We start from the raw sequence: 17,707 nt of genomic DNA, 5'->3' as shown, positions 1-17,707 counted from the left end.
GAGTAGAGGATTTCTAGTAGGATATCCTTTGCTCTTTTATTTTTTTGATTTATAAAATGTTTGACAATGAAATCCCTTACATGCTATGATGACAGTGCAAAAAGAATCAGTAATAGGAATGTAACTCAAAAAGATTGAGGCGTGACCTAGGGACAATTATTTTTAATTGTACTTGGGCTTTTTTTATTTTGTGAGGTGAAAAAATGAAAATTAAGAAGAAACTTAATAACAATGTTGTTATCGCAACAAATGAAATGAATACAGAATTTGTTTTATCAGGAAAGGGGATAGCATTTGATAAAAAAGCAGGGGATAATATTGACTCAAATGTTGCGGAAAAGATATTTTCTACCAAGGAAAAAGGGGTTGCTGAAAAACTGAGTCAGATTATTGAAGAGATTCCCATTGAGCATGTAAAGGTCTGTGATGAAATCATCAACATGGCAAAGAAACGACTGCAAGATGAGTTAAATGAAAAAATCTATTTAACGTTGATTGATCATATTTCATTTGCGATTGAAAGGCATCAGGCAGGATTTGATATCAGTAGCTTGTTGAAGTGGGAAATAAAGAAAATTGCACCAAAAGAATACGAAGTAGGCTTGGAAGCTTTGGATATTGTAGAGAAACGATTGAATATACGATTACCAAACGATGAAGCAGTTTATATCGCATTTCACTTTATTAACTCAAGAGTAAAAGATGACGGATTTTCAGAACAGTCAATTGATCTAACAAGACATGTACTAAGAACGATCACGGATTCCTATACAATTGATACGAATGAAGATTCTGTTTCTTATAATCGATTTATTATTCACTTGCAATATCTTGCACGAAGAATATTCAAGAGTGAAGAAGTTCCCAAGAATAATGGACAAGAGAAATCTTTATTTGAAAAGTTAAAGTTAGAATTATCAGACAGTTATGAATGTGTCTGTAAAATAGAAGAATGTATATTGCGTGAATATGACTTTAAATTATCGGAGAATGAAAAAACATATTTGATGATTCATCTTCATAACCTTATATCGAAGTAAGATATTACTGCTAGCGCTAAAGTACTACAGCAGTTTATATATCATCAGTGATAGAACTTAAGACTATTTCTGAACCTATTTATAACGGAGGAAATTATGGATAACAAAAAATTTATCGAAGATATGTTACCACTCGTTGGTGGTAAAGAAAATATTAAAAAAGCAATTCATTGTCATACAAGATTACGTTTAACTTTATATGATTATAGTGTAGTAGATAAAGAAGGAGTAAGAGCTCTTGAAGGGGTTATGACAACGAAAGACTCTGCTGACCAATTCCAAATTGTGATTGGAGATAAAGTAAAAGATGTCTACAATGAGTTAATGAAACTAGGTGATTTTAGTGGAGATAATGTAGATGCACAGGAGAGTGAACCAAAAGAAAAGAAAAAGTTTAATCCAATTAGTGCATTTGCGGAAACAATGTCTGCAGTATTTACACCTTTGATTATTGCAATTTGTGGATCAGGGTTGATGACAGGAATCCAGATTTTATTACTTAAAACTGGAATTATTATGGATGGTGATGCTGTCTATACAACATTAGCAGTACTGGGAGATACAGCGTTTTATTTCTTGCCATTTATGGTAGCAATTAGTGCAGCAGACAGATTTAACTGTAATAAATATATGGCAGTAGCACTTGTAGGAGTATTGATGCATCCTACATGGTTATCATTACTTACTGAAGAAACAACCTCAATTTCTTTATTTGGAGTTTTACCAATTCGTTTGTTGAGTTATTCTTCATCAGTAATACCACCACTATTGTCAGTATACTTATTATCAAAAACGGAAAAGATACTAACAAAGATAGTACCTGCATCATTAAATACAGTACTTGTGCCTTTCTTAGAAATTGGAATTTTAGGACCATTAGTATTAATCGTTATTGGACCATTCTCACAATGGGCAAGTGATTTATTAGCGAATGGATATGCAAGTTTATATGCAGTAGCAAGTATACCTGCAAGTATATTATTTGGAGCTTTATATCCATTAATTGTATTATCAGGTACTCATTTAAGTTTTGTACCATTAATGTTAGATAGCATTGCGAAAACAGGTGTTGATTACATTATGCCACTTATGTCAATTGCACACTGTGGATTAGCAGCAGCATCATTAGCAGTTTATATTAAAACAAAGAATCCAAAATTTAAATCTGTTGCAGCAACTGGAGCAATCGTAACTGGTATTGGATTAACAGAACCAGCACTATATGGAGTTGCTTTACCATTAAAGAAACCACTTATTATCAGTTGTATCTGTAGTGGAATTGGAGGAGCATTCTATGGACTATTTAATGTATCAGCATTATCACTTGGATTATCACCATTAGGTTCTATTCCATTATATTTCACAGATACATTTGTATACTGGGTAATTGGAGCAATCTTTACAGCAGTGATTGCATTTGTTGGAACATGGATTTGGGGATACAAAGCAGGAGATGAAGAAGTTATTCCACAATATAGATTAAAAACAGCACAGGAGGAAGCATAATAATGAGTAAGCGATTTTTAGAATTAACACCAACCCAATTAACAAACTTAAGTAAGCAAGATTTTCTAGATGGAATACGTGCATCGGAAGGAAGAGTAGTAGGAGCATATGTATGTCCATTTGCGGCTAACTATGTAGAGAAAGTATCAAATGCAGAACTTGTAGCATCATTTGGAGCAGACTATATTACATTAGAAGGATATGATCCTAGAAACTTACAGTTACCAGGATTACCATCTAAAAACAGTGAAGATGACAAATTCTCAAAAGAGTTTTTGCAGGTAGAAATGGGAAAAGGCTGGACCATTCCTGAAATAAAGAAATTAACTGGACGTCCAGTAGGAATGATTCTGTTAGTACCAAGAGATGAAAACGAAGTATTTGGTGGTATCTACAAAGAATCAATTTATTCAACAGAAATGATGCAGTATTTAGTAGATGAAGGATATGACTTTATCTGTCTGTGTGGATATGGACAAGAAGCACTAACCAAAGCAGTAAAAGAAGCAAATGAAAACTTCGGTGACAAGATTGTAATTGAAGCAGGAATTCCACATGGGCCAGGCAATATTGATGGAGATTTCCCATCTCATAATCTAAGAGATATGGTAACACCAGAATTTGTAAGAGGACTAGCAGAAGCAGGAGCAGATATTATTGATATTCCTGCAGTTGGAATTGTGCCAGGATTTACGTTGGATTATGTAACGAAGATTGTAGATGCAATTCATGAAGGAAAAGCATTAGCAGCTTCAAGTGTTGCCCATTCTTTGGAAGCATCAAGCAGTAGCGTTTTGGAAAGAATTATTGTTGATAACAAAACATGTGGAGTCGATATGTTTAATATAGCAGCAGGTGGTGTATTTGAAAGTGTTACATTACCAGAGGCAATGCAGGATATTTGTATTGCAGTAAAAGGAAAGAGACATACATATCGTAGAATGGCTCAATCACCACTAAGATAAGAAAACAGGAGGACAAACATATATGAAAGAGATGGATATGGAAAAAGAGAAAAATCTTGTATTTGCAACACAAGATGGAGATGTAAAAGCAATTGAGGAAATGAATGATCCAGTATTTGCACAGAAGGCATTAGGGGATGGAGTATGTATTGTTCCATCAGATAATAATGTATATTCGCCAATCAAAGGAAAACTTGCAGTGGTAGCAGATACGAAGCATGCATATGGAATCATAGGAGAAGATGAACTTGAAGTTATGATTCATGTAGGAATTGATTCAGTTGAGTTAGATGGAAGAGGAATCACATCATATGTGTCTGTCGAAGAAAATGTAGAGGTGGGAACATTACTGTGTTCAATTGATTTTGATGTTTTTAAAAAAGAAAACATTTCAACTGAAACAGCAGTTGTAATTACCAATAAAGATAGGTTTGAGATAGTAAGCAAGAATTTAGGGTTAGCAAAAGCTAAAGAAAATTACATATTTCAATATAAGCGAAAATAAAGAAAAACTATCTGATTAGTCATAGACATAATCAGATAGTTTTTTTGCTTTCATACTTGCATTAAAGATAATTCCAAATGCAATCATATACGACAATAATGATGATCCACCAGAAGAAATTAATGGGAGGGTAATCCCGGTTATCGGGAAGAGTCCTACAACCATTCCAATATTTTCAAACTGCTGGATAATCAGCATTGCTAAGAATCCTATAATCATTAGTTTTTCTACATTACTCTTACTACGCTGAGCGATAATAAAGAGTCGTAAATCAAGTGCAGCACATAAGCCAAGCACTGCAATACAGCCAATAAATCCAAAGTTCATTCCAATGACTGCAAAGATAAAATCTGTATGTGCTTCAGGTATAGAAATTACATTTGCCTGAATACCATGTCCAAATAGTCCACCTGAACCTAATGACAGCAAGGATGAATATAACTGTAATCCATCACTGTTTGCATACTGCTCAGGATATAGCCATCCATAGAATCTTCTTACTTTATAACCTGTTCCAAATATTTTACCAAATAAGTCTTGATTGAAATAAAACAGATAGAAGAATCCAACAAGAGCAACTACGACAATAATAACTCCTGCAATAATCCATTCTCTTCGTATTCCTGAACAGATAACCATGAGTAGAATTGTAAATATTATAATAATAAAGATACCTGTATCTGGTTGAATTAATATAGAAATCAATGGGATTGCAGCCCATTTACCTAATTTTAAAAATAACTGAATATCACTTTCGAAAGAATCGTCTGTTTTATCCGCATTGTGGTCAATAATAACGTATGCACTAATAATAATTAAGATGACTTTCATATATTCCGAAGGCTGCAGTGATCCTAACACTGGCAAATTTATCCAGGAGGTGGCTCCATTTACTGGAGTTACAAATGGAACATGAATTCCCAAGAACCGATACAGTACGTGTGAATCAAAATTCAAATAAAGTAATAGTGCTAAAAAGATAAAATATCCCATCTTAGCGAATGTATACAAATTATCATTTCCAAGATACATAATAACTGCAATAACAATAATCCCTAATACATAAAATTGTATTTGTCTTCCAAGAAGTCCATTAAATCCACCCGTTTGAACATATGCAGGTACCAAAGGTGTTGCTGCATAGATTGCTAGCATACTAGATATAAAAATTAAGACTAGAATGAGGGTAAGGATAAAATCAAACTTCTGAGGCTGACGCACTCTAGATAAACTTTGTTTCATAGGCGTTTCTCCATCATCATGTGATCGATATCAGCATCCAGATAAATATCACCATACCCACGATATCCATTATTTTCATAAAATGGCATTGCAGCAACTTGTGCACCAAGTTCTAACTTTTTAACACCACTTTCTCTGGCAATCTTTTCTACTTCACTCAACATGAACGACCCGCAATGCTTTTTACGATGCTCTTTTAATACTGCAACTCTTCCAATGTGCCAGTCACTTTCATGTTTTAATACACGACAAGTACCAATGATTTCATCATTGTCATATACGACAAACTGATCACAAGTTTTGTCTTCATCATCTATTTCAAGCAGTGGGTCCACATTTTGTTCACACATAAAAACGGTTGCTCTTATCTGCATTAGTGAAAAGTATTCAAATTGTGTTTCTGCTTTTTTAAATCTCATAATATACCTCTTCCTTTGTAACTACCATATTACCATATATTGATTGATAATAACATTGTGAAATTATTGTTTTTTGAAGAGATAATAGATCTAAGATTTTAAAAAGTATGCTTCATAAATGCAAAAACATAAAAATATATGTATACTGTTACTAGGACGAATTTTAATCGAAAGGGGATGAACGATATGATCGATTTATTAGCTGAGGTTTTTTCTTTGATTCAAGAACGCTCAGATTTTTTTATACAATTATTAATGCAACATATACAGATTTCAATGATTGCAATTGTAATTGCCACTGTTATAGGTCTGTTATTGGGGATTTTTATTAGTGAATACAAAAAGACATCTGGCATTGTTTTGGGGATTGTTAACTTTATATACACAGTACCATCAATATCATTACTAGGGTTTTTAATACCATTTTCAGGAATAGGGGATACAACCGTAATTATTGCATTAACGATTTATGCATTACTGCCAATGGTAAGAAGTACCCATACAGGGATTACCAATATTGATCCTGCTATTATTGAAGCAGCACGAGGAATGGGAAGTACCAATCTACAAATATTATATAAAATTAAATTACCACTAGCACTTCCAGTTATTATGTCTGGATTACGTAATATGGTAATTATGACAATTGCATTAGCTGGTATTGCATCATTTATTGGTGCTGGAGGATTAGGAGTTGCCATTTATCGTGGTATTACAACTAACAACACAGCAATGACATTAGCAGGAAGTTTAATGATAGCGTTATTAGCATTCTTTATGGATTTCCTTTTAGGTAGAATTGAAAAACTAATTAACTCAAGATCTAAAGCCAAAAAGAAAAGAGCAAGAATTGCTTTAACTGCAACTGTAGCTTGCGCCCTTGTTCTTATGGTAGTAACAGTTAGCGGAATTGGAAAAAGTAATGACGATACAATTCATATTGCAACCAAACCAATGACGGAGCAGTTGATTATGGGTGAGATGTTGAAGTATGTAATTGAAGATGAAACGGATTTAAAAGTTGAACTTACAACGAATGTTGGTGGAGGTACATCAAACATTCAACCAGCAATGGAAAAAGGTGACTTTGATTTATACCCAGAATATACAGGAACTGGATGGAATGCGGTTCTAAAACAAGACAGCGTTTATGATGAAAGCATGTTTGGTGAAATGACAGAGATGTACAAAGACAAGTATGACTTTGAATGGATAGCTGGATATGGATTCAATAATACATATGGTATGGTTGTTAGAAAAGAAATTGCAGATGAGTATAATATAAAAACATACTCAGACTTAGCAGCTATTTCTGATCAGTTAGTATTTGGTGCAGAATATGATTTCTTTGAACGCCAGGATGGTTATGAAGCATTAAGTGAAACTTATGGATATAATTTTAAATCTACAGTTGATTTAGATATAGGGTTAAAATATCAGGCATTAGCAAATAAACAAATTGATGTTATGGTAGTCTTTACCACAGATGGGCAGTTATCAAAAGCAGATGCAACAGTATTAGAAGATGATAAGAGTTTCTATCCTTCTTATATGTGTTACAACGTTGTACGTGCTGAAGTATTAGATGCTCATCCAGAGTTAGAAGGAGCACTAGACAAATTCGAAGATCTGATTGATGATGGTACAATGTCAGAATTGAACTATCAGGTAGAAGTTGAAGAAAAAGAACCAAAAGCCGTAGCGAAAGCATTCTTGATAGAGAATGGCTTGTTGATGAGTAAGGGGGTATAACATATGAGTATCATTAAATTTGAACATGCAAAAAAATCTTATGGCGATAATGTTATTATTCCTGACTTTAATTTAGAAATTGATAAAGGTGAATTTGTAACTTTAATTGGAACATCTGGTTGTGGTAAAACAACATTGTTGAAAATGATTAATGGTTTAAATTCTTTAGATAGTGGAACCATTTATGTAGAAGGAAAAGATATCCAGAAAGAAAATCTTATTGAGTTAAGAAGAAACATTGGCTATGCAATTCAAGGTAGTGGATTGTTTCCACATATGAGTGTAAAAGATAACATTGCTTATGTACCAAACTTATTAAATAAACGAAACAAAGCAAAAACCAAAGCAGCAGTTGAAAAATGGATTCATGTTGTTGGTCTTGATCAAGACTTACTGGATCGTTATCCAGATGAATTATCAGGTGGACAACAGCAACGTGTAGGTATTGCCAGATCACTAGCAGCGTCTCCAGATATTCTATTAATGGATGAACCATTTGGGGCAGTAGATGAAATTACCAGACATCAGTTGCAAGAAGAAATTAAACGAATTCATGATGAAACGAATGTAACCATTATCTTTGTAACTCATGATATTCAAGAGGCACTAAAGTTAGGTACGAAAATATTAGTACTGGAAAGTGGTGAAATTGCACAATATGGAACTGCTGAAGAAATACAAGCAAATCCAGCAAATGCGTATGTTGAAAAATTAGTACATGGTGAATAAGATAAATATTAGACAATGGATGTTATAAGATTCGTTGTCTTTTTTTTTCGTGATTGACTCTAATTTATTATGTTGCTATAATCTAAGTGTAAAAGATATATCAAGACTGTTACCTAATGGGCAGAACTTGCAAAAACTAACATGTTTTTGTGTGTTCTGTTTTTTTGTTCTAAAGGAGGAAATTCTATGTATGTAAAGCAAGTTCTAAACAATAATGTAATTATTGCATCTAAACAAAAAGATGAAATAATCGTTATAGCCACAGGGATTGGGTTTAGAAAAAAAGTGGGAGATGAAGTATTGCCAGAAGAAATTGATAAAACCTTTATTTTGAATTCTCATAAGTTAGTTGAAGACTTTAGTCGATTGCTTAAAACAACTCCAGAATTAAATATAACAATTGCTGATGAAGTAGTTACTTATGCATCAAATTTATTAGAAAGTGAAATACATGATTTTGTTTATTTAGCTTTTCTAGAACATATTAGTTTTGCAATTGAACGCTTTTCAAATCATATATTTTTGAAGAGTCCATTGAGTTATGATGTTAAACACTTTTATCAAAAAGAATATGCGATTGGAGAATATGCAGTAGAAAGAATAAATGAATATTATAATCTTACGATGGATGAAGAAGAAGCAGTTCAGATTGCACTTCATTTTGTAAATAATCAGTCATCAAACAGAGATACTGGATTAGCTGTTAAAATGACTGAAATTGTAGCAGATATTTTGAAAATTATCAGAGTGTCATTAATGATGAGTATTGATGAAACATCATTGGATGGACAAAGGTTGATTACACATCTTCGGTACTTTGCGAAAAGAATACTTCAAGATGATCAAGAGAAAAGAGGTGAGGCGATCGAAATTGCAGATAATCAAACATTTTATAAAATTGATAGTGTGATTGAAAAAAGTATCGATACGATTGAAAAATACTTGTATCATTCTTATCAATATACAATGACAAAAGATGAAAGATTATATTTGGCTATACACATTAGTCGAAGTTATAAAAAATAAAATAGTTGGCTTGTTACCGTAAGGGCAAAACCTTTTTGAACAAAAAGGAGAAAAAATTATGAATTTTAAAGAAACCGCGAAGACAATTATTAATTTAGTAGGCGGACAAGAGAATATTATTAGCTTAACGTATTGTGTTACAAGATTACGTTTTGAATTAAAAGATCAAAGCAAAGCAAACATAAAAGAATTAGAAGATACAGATGGAGTAATAGTAATAGGTATTGTTAGTACAGATATGTTATTTCAAATCATTATCGGAACAGAAGTAGCTCATGTATATGATGAAATTATTAATCAAACAACATTAATAAATAAGAATACAAAAAGTAGTACTAAGAAAATGAATCCATTTAAAACAGCATTGGATTTGTTGATAAATGGTATTAATCCAATTATTCCATTATTTATGATATCGGGGGTTTTAACCGCGTTGTTAACAGTTTTAAAATTAACAGGAATATTACAAGAAGATAGTTCAACTTATATAGTTTTATCAGCAATCCAAACATCAATCTTCTTCTTCCTTCCTATTTTTATAGCGAATGCAGTTGCACTAAAACTTAATACAAACCCGTATTTAGCTATGGCCTTAGCAACTGTATTGGTGTCTACTTCAATTAACGGAGTAGAAGGGTTAGGGTTATTTGGTGTTGGTGTACCAACAGTGACATATTCAAATTCTATTTTACCAATTATTATGGCAGTTTGGTTTATGAGTTTTATAGAGAAGAAAACAGAGAAATATATTAATGAAAAGATTAGATTTATCATTCAACCTGTATTCTTAATAGTAATTACGTTAAGTGTAACTCTATTTATTTTTGGCCCACTAGGAACATGGGTTGGTAATGGATTAGGTTATATATTTGATTTTATTGGTAATACAGTAGGATATTGGCTTGTAATACCATTAACTGCAATTATTTATCCATTCTTAATAATTAGTGGTACAGCAGGTTTTATGATTCCAATAATATTTACGAACTTAGCAGAATTAGGATATGATCCATTAATTAGTCCTATTGGTCAGGCAGCTGATATGGCAGTTGCTGGAGCTACTTTAGCTATCGCTTTGAGAGCTCATAAAACACAGGTAAAACAACTAGCATTTGCAACAGGAACCAGTGCTCTACTAGGTGTTACTGAACCAGCAAACTATGGAGTGCTTATGAAGTATAAACGACCATATGTTGCGACAGCAATTGGTGGTGGATTAGGTGGTCTGTTTGCTGGAATCTTTGGACTGAGAACATATGCATTAACTAGTTCAATTATAGGGTTACCTGCTTACATTGCTGGTGAAAATCCAATGGGAAATTTCTATGTTGCTTGTGGAACCGTTGCTATTTCATTTGGAGTATCATTTCTCATTTCTTATTTTTATAGTTTAACACCAGAAAATAATCCGAAAAATGGAATGTTGGATACGTTTAAAGTTTTTGCACCTATCACCGGAAAAGTGATTCCTCTTTCCGAAGTAAATGACCGTGTATTTTCTTCTGAATCAATAGGAAAGGGTATTGCAATAAAACCGAAAAGTAATGTTTTAGTAGCTCCTTTTGATGCAATAGTAACAACATTATTTCCTACAAACCATGCAATAGGTTTAACAACTGAAGATGGTTTAGAGTTATTAATTCATATTGGTATAGATACTGTTAATCTAAATGGAAAATGGTTTAATCCTAAAATTAAAGCAGGAGAAAAAGTAACTGCAGGACAAACGTTGATTGAATTTGATTATGAAGAAATAGAAAAAGAAGGATATGACAATGTTGTAATGTTTATTGTTACAAATACGGATGACTATAAAAATGTTATAACTGTAGATGCAAAAGATATTAAGGTGAATGAATTAATGCTGTCAATTGAAATAAAGGAGGCATCATAATGAACAGTAATTTTTTATGGGGTACAGCCTCTTCTGCTCCGCAGATGGAAGGTGCATATTTAGAAGGTGGAAAAGGACTAACAATTGCGGATGTTATAACTGTTGGAGGAAAAACATATGCCAGAAGGGCAACAAAAGAAGTTGAAGAGGGAGAGTTTTATCCTAGTCATAACGCAATTGATTTTTATCACACATATCCAGAAGACTTAAAGTTACTTGCAGAACTTGGAGTAAAGAGTTATCGCTTTTCAATATCATGGGCACGAATTTTTCCAAATGGGGATGATGAAGTTCCAAATGAAGAAGGATTACTTTTTTATGAGAAAATTATTGATGCACTGTTAGAATATAATATTGAACCTGTAGTAACACTTGTTCATATAGATTTCCCACTTAATCTAACAAAAAAATATGGCTCATGGACAAATAGAAAACTTGTTGATTTATTTCTTATTTACGCCAAAACGGTAATGGAACGCTACAAAGGAAAAGTTAAATACTGGATGACATTCAATGAAGTAAACCATGCGATTCCAAAGAATGACTATGCTTCAGTTCTTGCTTTTATGAGCTCTGGAGTAGAAATTGATAAATATGATAATAAAGAACAAGCAACAGCAGATATTGTTTATCATATGATTTTAGCTACATCGAAAACAGTACTGTTAGGACACAGTATTGATCCAAATATAAAAGTAAGTATTATGAATGCTTTTATACCTATTTATCCAAATACATGTAATCCTTTGGATGTTATGGAAAGTGTTAAACAATCTGAAAATGACTTCTTTATTCTTGATATTCTTTGCCGAGGTAGTTATCCTCAGTATCAACTAAATGCATACAAAGATGCTGGAATTGTATTGCCAATTCTTCCTGGAGATAAAGAAGATATGGAAAATGGAAAAATTGACTATCTTGCGTTTTCTTATTATATGTCTAATGTAGCATCTAATGATAAATCAAAAATGAAAATGCAAAATGCTGGATTTTCTATGGGAATAGATAATCCTTACTTAGAAAAAACACCTTGGGGATTTACGATTGATCCTGTAGGTTTTCGATATGCACTCAATGTATTACATAATCGCTATCAATTACCAATTATGGTTGTTGAAAATGGAATTGGTGGTGAAGAAGAAGTAGTTGATAATAACGTTGATGACACATATCGTATTGATTATTTAAGAAAACATATCGAACAAATGAAACTTGCTATTGAAGTTGATGGCGTTAATTGTATTGGATATCATGCTTGGACATCGATTGATCTTGTAAGTGGTTCGAGTGGTGAAATGAGTAAGCGCTATGGATTTGTTTATGTAGACTTAGACAATAAACTTCAAGGAAGTGCAAAACGTATACCTAAAAAATCTTATTATTGGTATCAAAAAGTAATTGAAACAAATGGAAAAATTCTATAAATAAGTAAGAAAGATGTTACTCAACAACAAGAAGTAACATCTTTTTTACAATTTTCTATTTATATACATTCGTTTATTTCTAATTTGATTATTAATATCTGTACCATTTAAGTACTCTTTAAAATTCTTTGTATAGTGTCTTGATCTTACCAGAACGGGTCCAAGACCAATCACCATCATCAGCGTCATAAATACAATAAAGATACCAATAAAAGGAAAACTATCTTTAGGAATGAAACTAATAATATTGAAATGCCACAATACTGCCACTATGACTTGAATAGTAAACACTACCAAACAGCTTTTTCTTAGTATACTGGTGTTTCGAATTGATTGTTTTATATAGTCATCATTAAATAATTTAGATTTTGGAATATACAATTTGAATAATCGAAATACAATGAAAAGAACTATCATAAATATAAGGATAGCGAATGTTAACCCTCCAAATAACAGGAGGACATCAGGTTGTGAGAAATCTATATTATTCATGTAAACTATTCTCCTAACTTATCACAAAGTTCCAGTTCTTCTTTTAAACCATTAATATACATTTCACGCATCTTATAGTTATAGGATTCCATTAATTGTTCTTTACGTACTTTTGGTGATGTTATATAGCGAAAGTGTAAAGTGTATTCACCTTCACATACTTCATCAATACTATGTTTATTCATAATTCTGATAACTTTATCAACTTTTGTATAATAAGATAATATTTCTTTATGAAGATGATTATATAGAACCCATACAACATTATTTCCTGATATACTTGCAAGGAAATGATGTTCTTTTACAATTGTAATAATAGACTCATAGAGGTGATTGATATTACATGGATACGTTCTACTGTTATCCATCACATCATCAGCCATACAAACACTATCACGAGTAAAGCGGATATTAACAATTTTATTATAAACAAGATCATCTTTATAAAAAGATAAAAAATCACCACTTTGTAATCCCTCTATAAGATAAACAGATACATTTTTGTCTTTTATCTTAAATACAATTTCATGTAAAAGTTCTTTTTCTAAAACGTTAGGATCACTATGAATTCGTTTATAAAAGAAGGTAAACTGATAACAAAAATCTTTTAATGTATCAAAGATCAATTGTTTGTCTTTTGGCATCTTTAAAAGTGCAAGGTCATTAAAAGAGCCTGTACCACCATAAGCCTGTGTATGATGCTCAACACTCTGAGTGTTATTCCATGCACGAATATCTTCCTGTAACCAATTGATCCAATTACTATTTTCGCTATCAATTTGATAGATATCTATCAGATAAATCAACATCTCCAGTGATTGAGTATAATAATCTTTTTTCATATCTTATGTGTCCGTTGAAACAAAATCCCAATCTTCATCATAACGAATCAGCCAGTTAAGTCCCCAGTGTCTTTCGTATACAACACCTGGATCCAAATTAGGATCTTTGTTTTGGTTTACTCGATGATCTACACAAGCCCAGTTGTAACGATAAATTAAATCTGCTTCATCCAATAATTCTTCTACATCACGTAAAGTAGATGCCTTACATAATTCTTCCACAGAAGCGTTATTTTGGAATATCTGAATCACGGTATTGGTATCACAAATGTGATTAGGAACATCAAGTTCATCAATTAGTCCAAGATACCAAAGCAATGGATAGTTTGCCTCATATTTCCAGACCATGTTAATAGCATCCTGATTTGAACTCGTTCCATCAAAAATTGCTTTTTCTTTATTTGTAAGATCATCCATTAATCCCCATTTATCAAGCATTGATAAAAAGAATTCCTTTGACTGTTCAACATCCGTTTCTGCCATAATGTCACAGGCATGTTGAATTGTAAAGAATGAAGCTGCAGCACGACGTACGACTTCTTCTACAGTTCTTGCTTCAAAAGAATCACTTGTTTCAATTACTGGTAAATGTTCAATATAAGGAATATCCAATTCATTTAATTTTTCAATTGATTTTTGTTTTCTGCTTTCTGCACTTATCATAACTAATTTCCTTTCTTTTTCTTCAAGATATTAATTTGTGTCCATCCTGCTTTATATCCACTACGTAAAGCCACATTAATAGAACGCATATGAGAGAACTGCGTTCCATATACTGGAATACATGTATTATCTGATATTCTTCTGATTTCATTCATGGTTGCTTTTACCAATAGTGGTGCAATTCCTTTTCCTTCACTTCCTGGTATAGTGTTTATTCCCATTTCAAACATATAGGTTCCGGTCTGGTTACTCCCACACATTCCCAGTATTTCTCCATCTTCAACATAAGCAATCCCAATGCGATCCGGATATGCCTCATCATACATAAAGCATTCATCAAAGCGACTATCACCTTTGAACTGCATAAGTTCATCATCGTGATAATACACTAAGTTTGTTGTATCAATATCATGTAACTCATCATTAAAAGGAAGAAAATACATTTTCCACTCAGAGATGAAATAATCATGCTCAAGCAGTAAAGATTCTAGCTGCATAATATTGGATGGTTCAAAAAACCAATCACTCACTTTTTCTTTGTATTTATTTTCTAACTTTAATGTTAAGTCTTCATGGTCCAAACGAATATACAGTTTTCCTTTGTAAATGATAATAATTCCATTACTTCTTGATTCTGCAGAAGTATGATCATTTGGTGAAGCATATACAAATATATTATTTTCTAATTCTTCTGGTTTACAATTAAGATCAATTGCAAACTGTTCTTTTATATTATTCATAGAAATATCCTCTTATAAAGCATTATAACATGAATGTTTTGTGAATTTTCTCAATAAATCATTGAAACTTTTGTGAGTAACCGATAGTATATTAGTTAGGAGGCAATTATGAAAAAATTAATAGTTATTTCATTAGGACTAATGATGTTTGTCGGCGGTTGTGGTGATAGTGGTGGTGATACGACTACTTGTACGATTGAGGATGAGTTATCAAAATCATCTTTTGTATTTACAGTAGAGGATGATAAGGTAACAGAATTATACGAAACTTTCGAAGATGATTTAAGTGGAGAAAGTGATGAAACAATTGAAAGTTATAAAACAGATCAAGATGATAATGTTACATATTATGAACAATACGAAGAAATGAGTTATAAGTATGAAGAAAAAGATAAAGTGTTTACAGGAACATTAACTTATAATATGGACGATTATAAAGCAGAAGACTTACTTGTAGATGATTTATTAAGTGAAGATGGAACATTTACTACAAAGTCAGCAAAAACTGCACTAGAAGATGAAGGATATACTTGTACTTCTAAATAATTGATAAGTGGTCAGAAATGATCACTTTTTTCTTTTTAATACTCAAAAGAAAAAAGAAATGAATAGTAAATTGTTAATGAATCAAAAATGCGATACAATATTTGTGTAAATGTAATAGGAGACTCATATGTACAAAACTGATTTAGAAATTGCCCAAGAAGCAACAATGATGAAAATTGATGAAATTGCCAAGAAGGCAGGGATTCCAGTAGAAGATATCGAGTATTATGGTAACTACAAAGCCAAAGTATCTTTGGATGTGTTAAAGGAACGAAAAAACGAAGAGGATGGGAAACTGATTTTAGTAACAGCAATCAATCCAACAAAAGCAGGAGAAGGAAAATCAACAACTACTGTAGGTCTTGTGGACGCTTTTCAAAAGATTGGAAAGAATGCAATGGTTGCATTACGTGAACCATCACTAGGTCCAGTGTTTGGATTAAAAGGTGGAGCAGCTGGTGGAGGATATGCACAAGTTGTACCAATGGAAGATATTAATCTTCACTTTACTGGTGATATGCATGCAATTACTACATGTAATAATTTAATTAGTGCATGTCTGGATAATCATATTCACCAAGGAAATGTATTAAATATTGATAAGGACCGTGTTGTATTCAAACGTGTGTTAGATATGAATGATCGTGTTCTTCGTCAAGTTGAAGTTGGACTAGGTCCAAAAGCAAATGGTGTCGAAAGAAAAGATGGTTTTAATATCACAGTGGCCAGCGAAGTAATGGCAGTGTTATGTCTTGCTGATTCACTTATGGATTTAAAAGAAAAACTAGGAAATATGCTAGTTGCGTATAATATGGATGGAGAAGCAGTATATGTAAAGGATTTAGAAATTGCTGGTGCTTTGGCAATGGTTATGAAAGATGCAATCAAGCCAAACCTAGTACAAACAATTGAAAACAATCCAGTACTGATCCACGGTGGTCCATTTGCAAATATTGCTCATGGATGTAACAGTGTACTAGCTACAAAGACTTGTCTGAAGTTAGCAGACTATGTAATAACAGAAGCAGGATTTGGAGCAGACTTAGGTGCAGAGAAGTTCTTAGACATCAAATGTCGTAAAGCAAATCTAAAACCAAATGCAGTTGTAATTGTTGCAACAATTCGTGCATTAAAACAACATGGTAATATTGCATATGAAGATCTTCAAAAAGAAAATGTTGATGCAATGTTAGAAGGTTGCTGTAACCTTAAAAAACATATTGAAACAATCCAAGCATTTGGATTACCATATGTAGTTGCAATCAATGAATTTGCAACAGATACAAAAGAAGAAGTGGAAGCACTGCAAGATTGGTGTAAAACTCATGGACACCCAATGGCACTATCACAAGTGTGGGCCAAGGGAGGTGCAGGAGCAGTTGATCTTGCTGAAATCTTAGTTGATCTAGTAGAAATGGAGAACAATTACAAACCGCTTTATGAAGTAGAAGATACAATTGAAAATAAAATCTTAACGATTGCTCAAACTTGCTATGGTGCAAAAGATGTTGCATATAGTGAAGAGGCAAAAGAACAAATTGCATTGTTTGAAAAAAATGGTTGGGATAATCTACCAATCTGTATGGCAAAGGTTCCTACAAGCTTAACTGATGATGCAAAAATCTGTGGAGCACCAAAAGACTTCACAATTACCATTCGTGAATTACGCCCATCTTTAGGAGCAGGATTTATTGTTGCTCTTACAGGTAGTGTAATGACAATGCCAGGTCTGCCAAAAGTTCCAGCAGCAAATCGTATGGATATTGATGAAGAAGGAAATATTGTTGGATTGTTCTAAAAAACCGAAATAAATATTCTTATTCTATTGCATAAATGCAGAGAAAAGTGTATTATAATGGTGCAGCACGAAAGTGTACTGCAACCGTTAAAGTGTACTCTTAGCAGTAATCCTCCCACCATTC

The 17,707-nt window shown here is 32.6% G+C and carries 17 protein-coding genes; 11 read left to right on the top strand and 6 right to left on the bottom strand.

All coding sequences use genetic code 11. The features are described from left to right. Positions 1-203 precede the first annotated feature (203 nt). From J2S15_RS07125 to J2S15_RS07110, 4 genes are all read left to right on the top strand, one after another. On the top strand, positions 204-1,040 hold the full coding sequence (locus tag J2S15_RS07125; RefSeq protein ID WP_307406810.1) for a PRD domain-containing protein: 837 nt from the start codon (positions 204-206) through the stop codon (positions 1,038-1,040). Positions 1,041-1,136: 96 nt separating this feature from the next. Then, positions 1,137-2,546: a PTS transporter subunit EIIC gene (locus J2S15_RS07120; RefSeq protein ID WP_307406809.1), complete on the top strand. Its 1,410-nt coding sequence runs from the start codon at positions 1,137-1,139 to the stop codon at positions 2,544-2,546. Positions 2,547-2,548: 2 nt separating this feature from the next. Next, entirely contained in the window at positions 2,549-3,511 is a 963-nt protein-coding gene (locus tag J2S15_RS07115; protein WP_307406808.1) for a DUF7916 family protein, read from the top strand. Positions 3,512-3,533: 22 nt separating this feature from the next. Next, positions 3,534-4,016, top strand: coding sequence for a PTS sugar transporter subunit IIA (locus J2S15_RS07110; protein ID WP_307406807.1), 483 nt, complete (start codon positions 3,534-3,536; stop codon positions 4,014-4,016). A 15-nt stretch (positions 4,017-4,031) separates the two neighbouring features. On the opposite strand, the gene J2S15_RS07105 is transcribed toward J2S15_RS07110, so the two are convergent. Next, positions 4,032-5,258, bottom strand: a complete 1,227-nt coding sequence (locus J2S15_RS07105; RefSeq protein ID WP_307406806.1) for an FtsW/RodA/SpoVE family cell cycle protein — start codon at positions 5,256-5,258, stop codon at positions 4,032-4,034. Next, positions 5,255-5,677, bottom strand: a complete 423-nt coding sequence (locus J2S15_RS07100; RefSeq protein WP_307406805.1) for a GNAT family N-acetyltransferase — start codon at positions 5,675-5,677, stop codon at positions 5,255-5,257. Before J2S15_RS07100 ends, J2S15_RS07105 begins: the two co-directional genes overlap by 4 nt. A gap of 186 nt (positions 5,678-5,863) precedes the next feature. On the opposite strand from J2S15_RS07100, the gene J2S15_RS07095 reads away from it, so the two are divergent. The 5 genes from J2S15_RS07095 (at position 5,864) to J2S15_RS07075 (ending at position 12,502) form a co-directional block, all read left to right on the top strand. After that, positions 5,864-7,429, top strand: a complete 1,566-nt coding sequence (locus J2S15_RS07095) for an ABC transporter permease/substrate-binding protein (protein WP_307406804.1) — start codon at positions 5,864-5,866, stop codon at positions 7,427-7,429. Between the two features lie 3 nt (positions 7,430-7,432). Further along, positions 7,433-8,158 (top strand): ABC transporter ATP-binding protein, encoded by a 726-nt coding sequence (locus J2S15_RS07090; RefSeq protein ID WP_307406802.1) that lies wholly within the window; start codon positions 7,433-7,435, stop codon positions 8,156-8,158. A gap of 186 nt (positions 8,159-8,344) precedes the next feature. Further along, positions 8,345-9,184: a PRD domain-containing protein gene (locus J2S15_RS07085; RefSeq protein WP_307406801.1), complete on the top strand. Its 840-nt coding sequence runs from the start codon at positions 8,345-8,347 to the stop codon at positions 9,182-9,184. Between the two features lie 58 nt (positions 9,185-9,242). Then, positions 9,243-11,078, top strand: a complete 1,836-nt coding sequence (locus tag J2S15_RS07080; RefSeq protein WP_307406799.1) for a beta-glucoside-specific PTS transporter subunit IIABC — start codon at positions 9,243-9,245, stop codon at positions 11,076-11,078. Beyond that, a complete protein-coding gene (locus J2S15_RS07075; protein WP_307406797.1) occupies positions 11,078-12,502 on the top strand; it encodes a glycoside hydrolase family 1 protein in 1,425 nt (474 codons plus the stop codon). Before J2S15_RS07080 ends, J2S15_RS07075 begins: the two co-directional genes overlap by 1 nt. Before the next feature lie 45 nt (positions 12,503-12,547). Here the strand turns inward: J2S15_RS07075 and J2S15_RS07070 are convergent, their stop codons facing one another. From J2S15_RS07070 to J2S15_RS07055, 4 genes are read right to left on the bottom strand one after another with little or no spacing between them, the layout of a single operon-like run. Further along, the gene (locus J2S15_RS07070) at positions 12,548-12,994 is read right to left on the bottom strand and encodes a hypothetical protein (protein WP_307406796.1); all 447 of its coding nucleotides are present in this window, start codon (positions 12,992-12,994) and stop codon (positions 12,548-12,550) included. A 5-nt stretch (positions 12,995-12,999) separates the two neighbouring features. Further along, a complete protein-coding gene (locus tag J2S15_RS07065; protein ID WP_307406794.1) occupies positions 13,000-13,836 on the bottom strand; it encodes a DUF6966 domain-containing protein in 837 nt (278 codons plus the stop codon). A 3-nt stretch (positions 13,837-13,839) separates the two neighbouring features. Then, entirely contained in the window at positions 13,840-14,499 is a 660-nt protein-coding gene (locus J2S15_RS07060) for a DUF4272 domain-containing protein (protein WP_307406792.1), read from the bottom strand. A gap of 2 nt (positions 14,500-14,501) precedes the next feature. Then, on the bottom strand, positions 14,502-15,239 hold the full coding sequence (locus tag J2S15_RS07055) for a GNAT family N-acetyltransferase (RefSeq protein WP_307406790.1): 738 nt from the start codon (positions 15,237-15,239) through the stop codon (positions 14,502-14,504). 108 nt (positions 15,240-15,347) lie between these two features. On the opposite strand from J2S15_RS07055, the gene J2S15_RS07050 reads away from it, so the two are divergent. Both J2S15_RS07050 and J2S15_RS07045 read left to right on the top strand, forming a co-directional pair. After that, the gene (locus J2S15_RS07050; protein ID WP_307406788.1) at positions 15,348-15,785 is read left to right on the top strand and encodes a hypothetical protein; all 438 of its coding nucleotides are present in this window, start codon (positions 15,348-15,350) and stop codon (positions 15,783-15,785) included. Positions 15,786-15,912: 127 nt separating this feature from the next. Further along, positions 15,913-17,583 (top strand): formate--tetrahydrofolate ligase, encoded by a 1,671-nt coding sequence (locus tag J2S15_RS07045; RefSeq protein WP_307406786.1) that lies wholly within the window; start codon positions 15,913-15,915, stop codon positions 17,581-17,583. Positions 17,584-17,707: the final 124 nt, after the last annotated feature.

This window comes from Breznakia pachnodae (assembly GCF_030814225.1).
Lineage (GTDB): Bacteria > Bacillota_I > Bacilli_A > Erysipelotrichales > Erysipelotrichaceae > Breznakia > Breznakia pachnodae.
Note: the sequence above shows the minus strand (reverse complement) of the source record. Positions and strands in the feature narration are given on the sequence as shown.

Bases quoted from the DNA above. Each gene is read 5' to 3' on its own strand.
- J2S15_RS07095 (WP_307406804.1), top strand. From the start codon at position 5,864: ATGATCGATTTATTAGCTGAGGTTTTTTCTTTGATTCAAGAACGCTCA.
- J2S15_RS07085 (WP_307406801.1), top strand. From the start codon at position 8,345: ATGTATGTAAAGCAAGTTCTAAACAATAATGTAATTATTGCATCTAAA.
- J2S15_RS07075 (WP_307406797.1), top strand. From the start codon at position 11,078: ATGAACAGTAATTTTTTATGGGGTACAGCCTCTTCTGCTCCGCAGATG.
- J2S15_RS07100 (WP_307406805.1), bottom strand. From the start codon at position 5,677: ATGAGATTTAAAAAAGCAGAAACACAATTTGAATACTTTTCACTAATG.
- J2S15_RS07070 (WP_307406796.1), bottom strand. From the start codon at position 12,994: ATGAATAATATAGATTTCTCACAACCTGATGTCCTCCTGTTATTTGGA.
- J2S15_RS07060 (WP_307406792.1), bottom strand. From the start codon at position 14,499: ATGATAAGTGCAGAAAGCAGAAAACAAAAATCAATTGAAAAATTAAAT.
- J2S15_RS07065 (WP_307406794.1), bottom strand. From the start codon at position 13,836: ATGAAAAAAGATTATTATACTCAATCACTGGAGATGTTGATTTATCTG.
- J2S15_RS07120 (WP_307406809.1), top strand. From the start codon at position 1,137: ATGGATAACAAAAAATTTATCGAAGATATGTTACCACTCGTTGGTGGT.
- J2S15_RS07105 (WP_307406806.1), bottom strand. From the start codon at position 5,258: ATGAAACAAAGTTTATCTAGAGTGCGTCAGCCTCAGAAGTTTGATTTT.
- J2S15_RS07050 (WP_307406788.1), top strand. From the start codon at position 15,348: ATGAAAAAATTAATAGTTATTTCATTAGGACTAATGATGTTTGTCGGC.
- J2S15_RS07090 (WP_307406802.1), top strand. From the start codon at position 7,433: ATGAGTATCATTAAATTTGAACATGCAAAAAAATCTTATGGCGATAAT.
- J2S15_RS07055 (WP_307406790.1), bottom strand. From the start codon at position 15,239: ATGAATAATATAAAAGAACAGTTTGCAATTGATCTTAATTGTAAACCA.
- J2S15_RS07110 (WP_307406807.1), top strand. From the start codon at position 3,534: ATGAAAGAGATGGATATGGAAAAAGAGAAAAATCTTGTATTTGCAACA.
- J2S15_RS07115 (WP_307406808.1), top strand. From the start codon at position 2,549: ATGAGTAAGCGATTTTTAGAATTAACACCAACCCAATTAACAAACTTA.
- J2S15_RS07045 (WP_307406786.1), top strand. From the start codon at position 15,913: ATGTACAAAACTGATTTAGAAATTGCCCAAGAAGCAACAATGATGAAA.
- J2S15_RS07125 (WP_307406810.1), top strand. From the start codon at position 204: ATGAAAATTAAGAAGAAACTTAATAACAATGTTGTTATCGCAACAAAT.
- J2S15_RS07080 (WP_307406799.1), top strand. From the start codon at position 9,243: ATGAATTTTAAAGAAACCGCGAAGACAATTATTAATTTAGTAGGCGGA.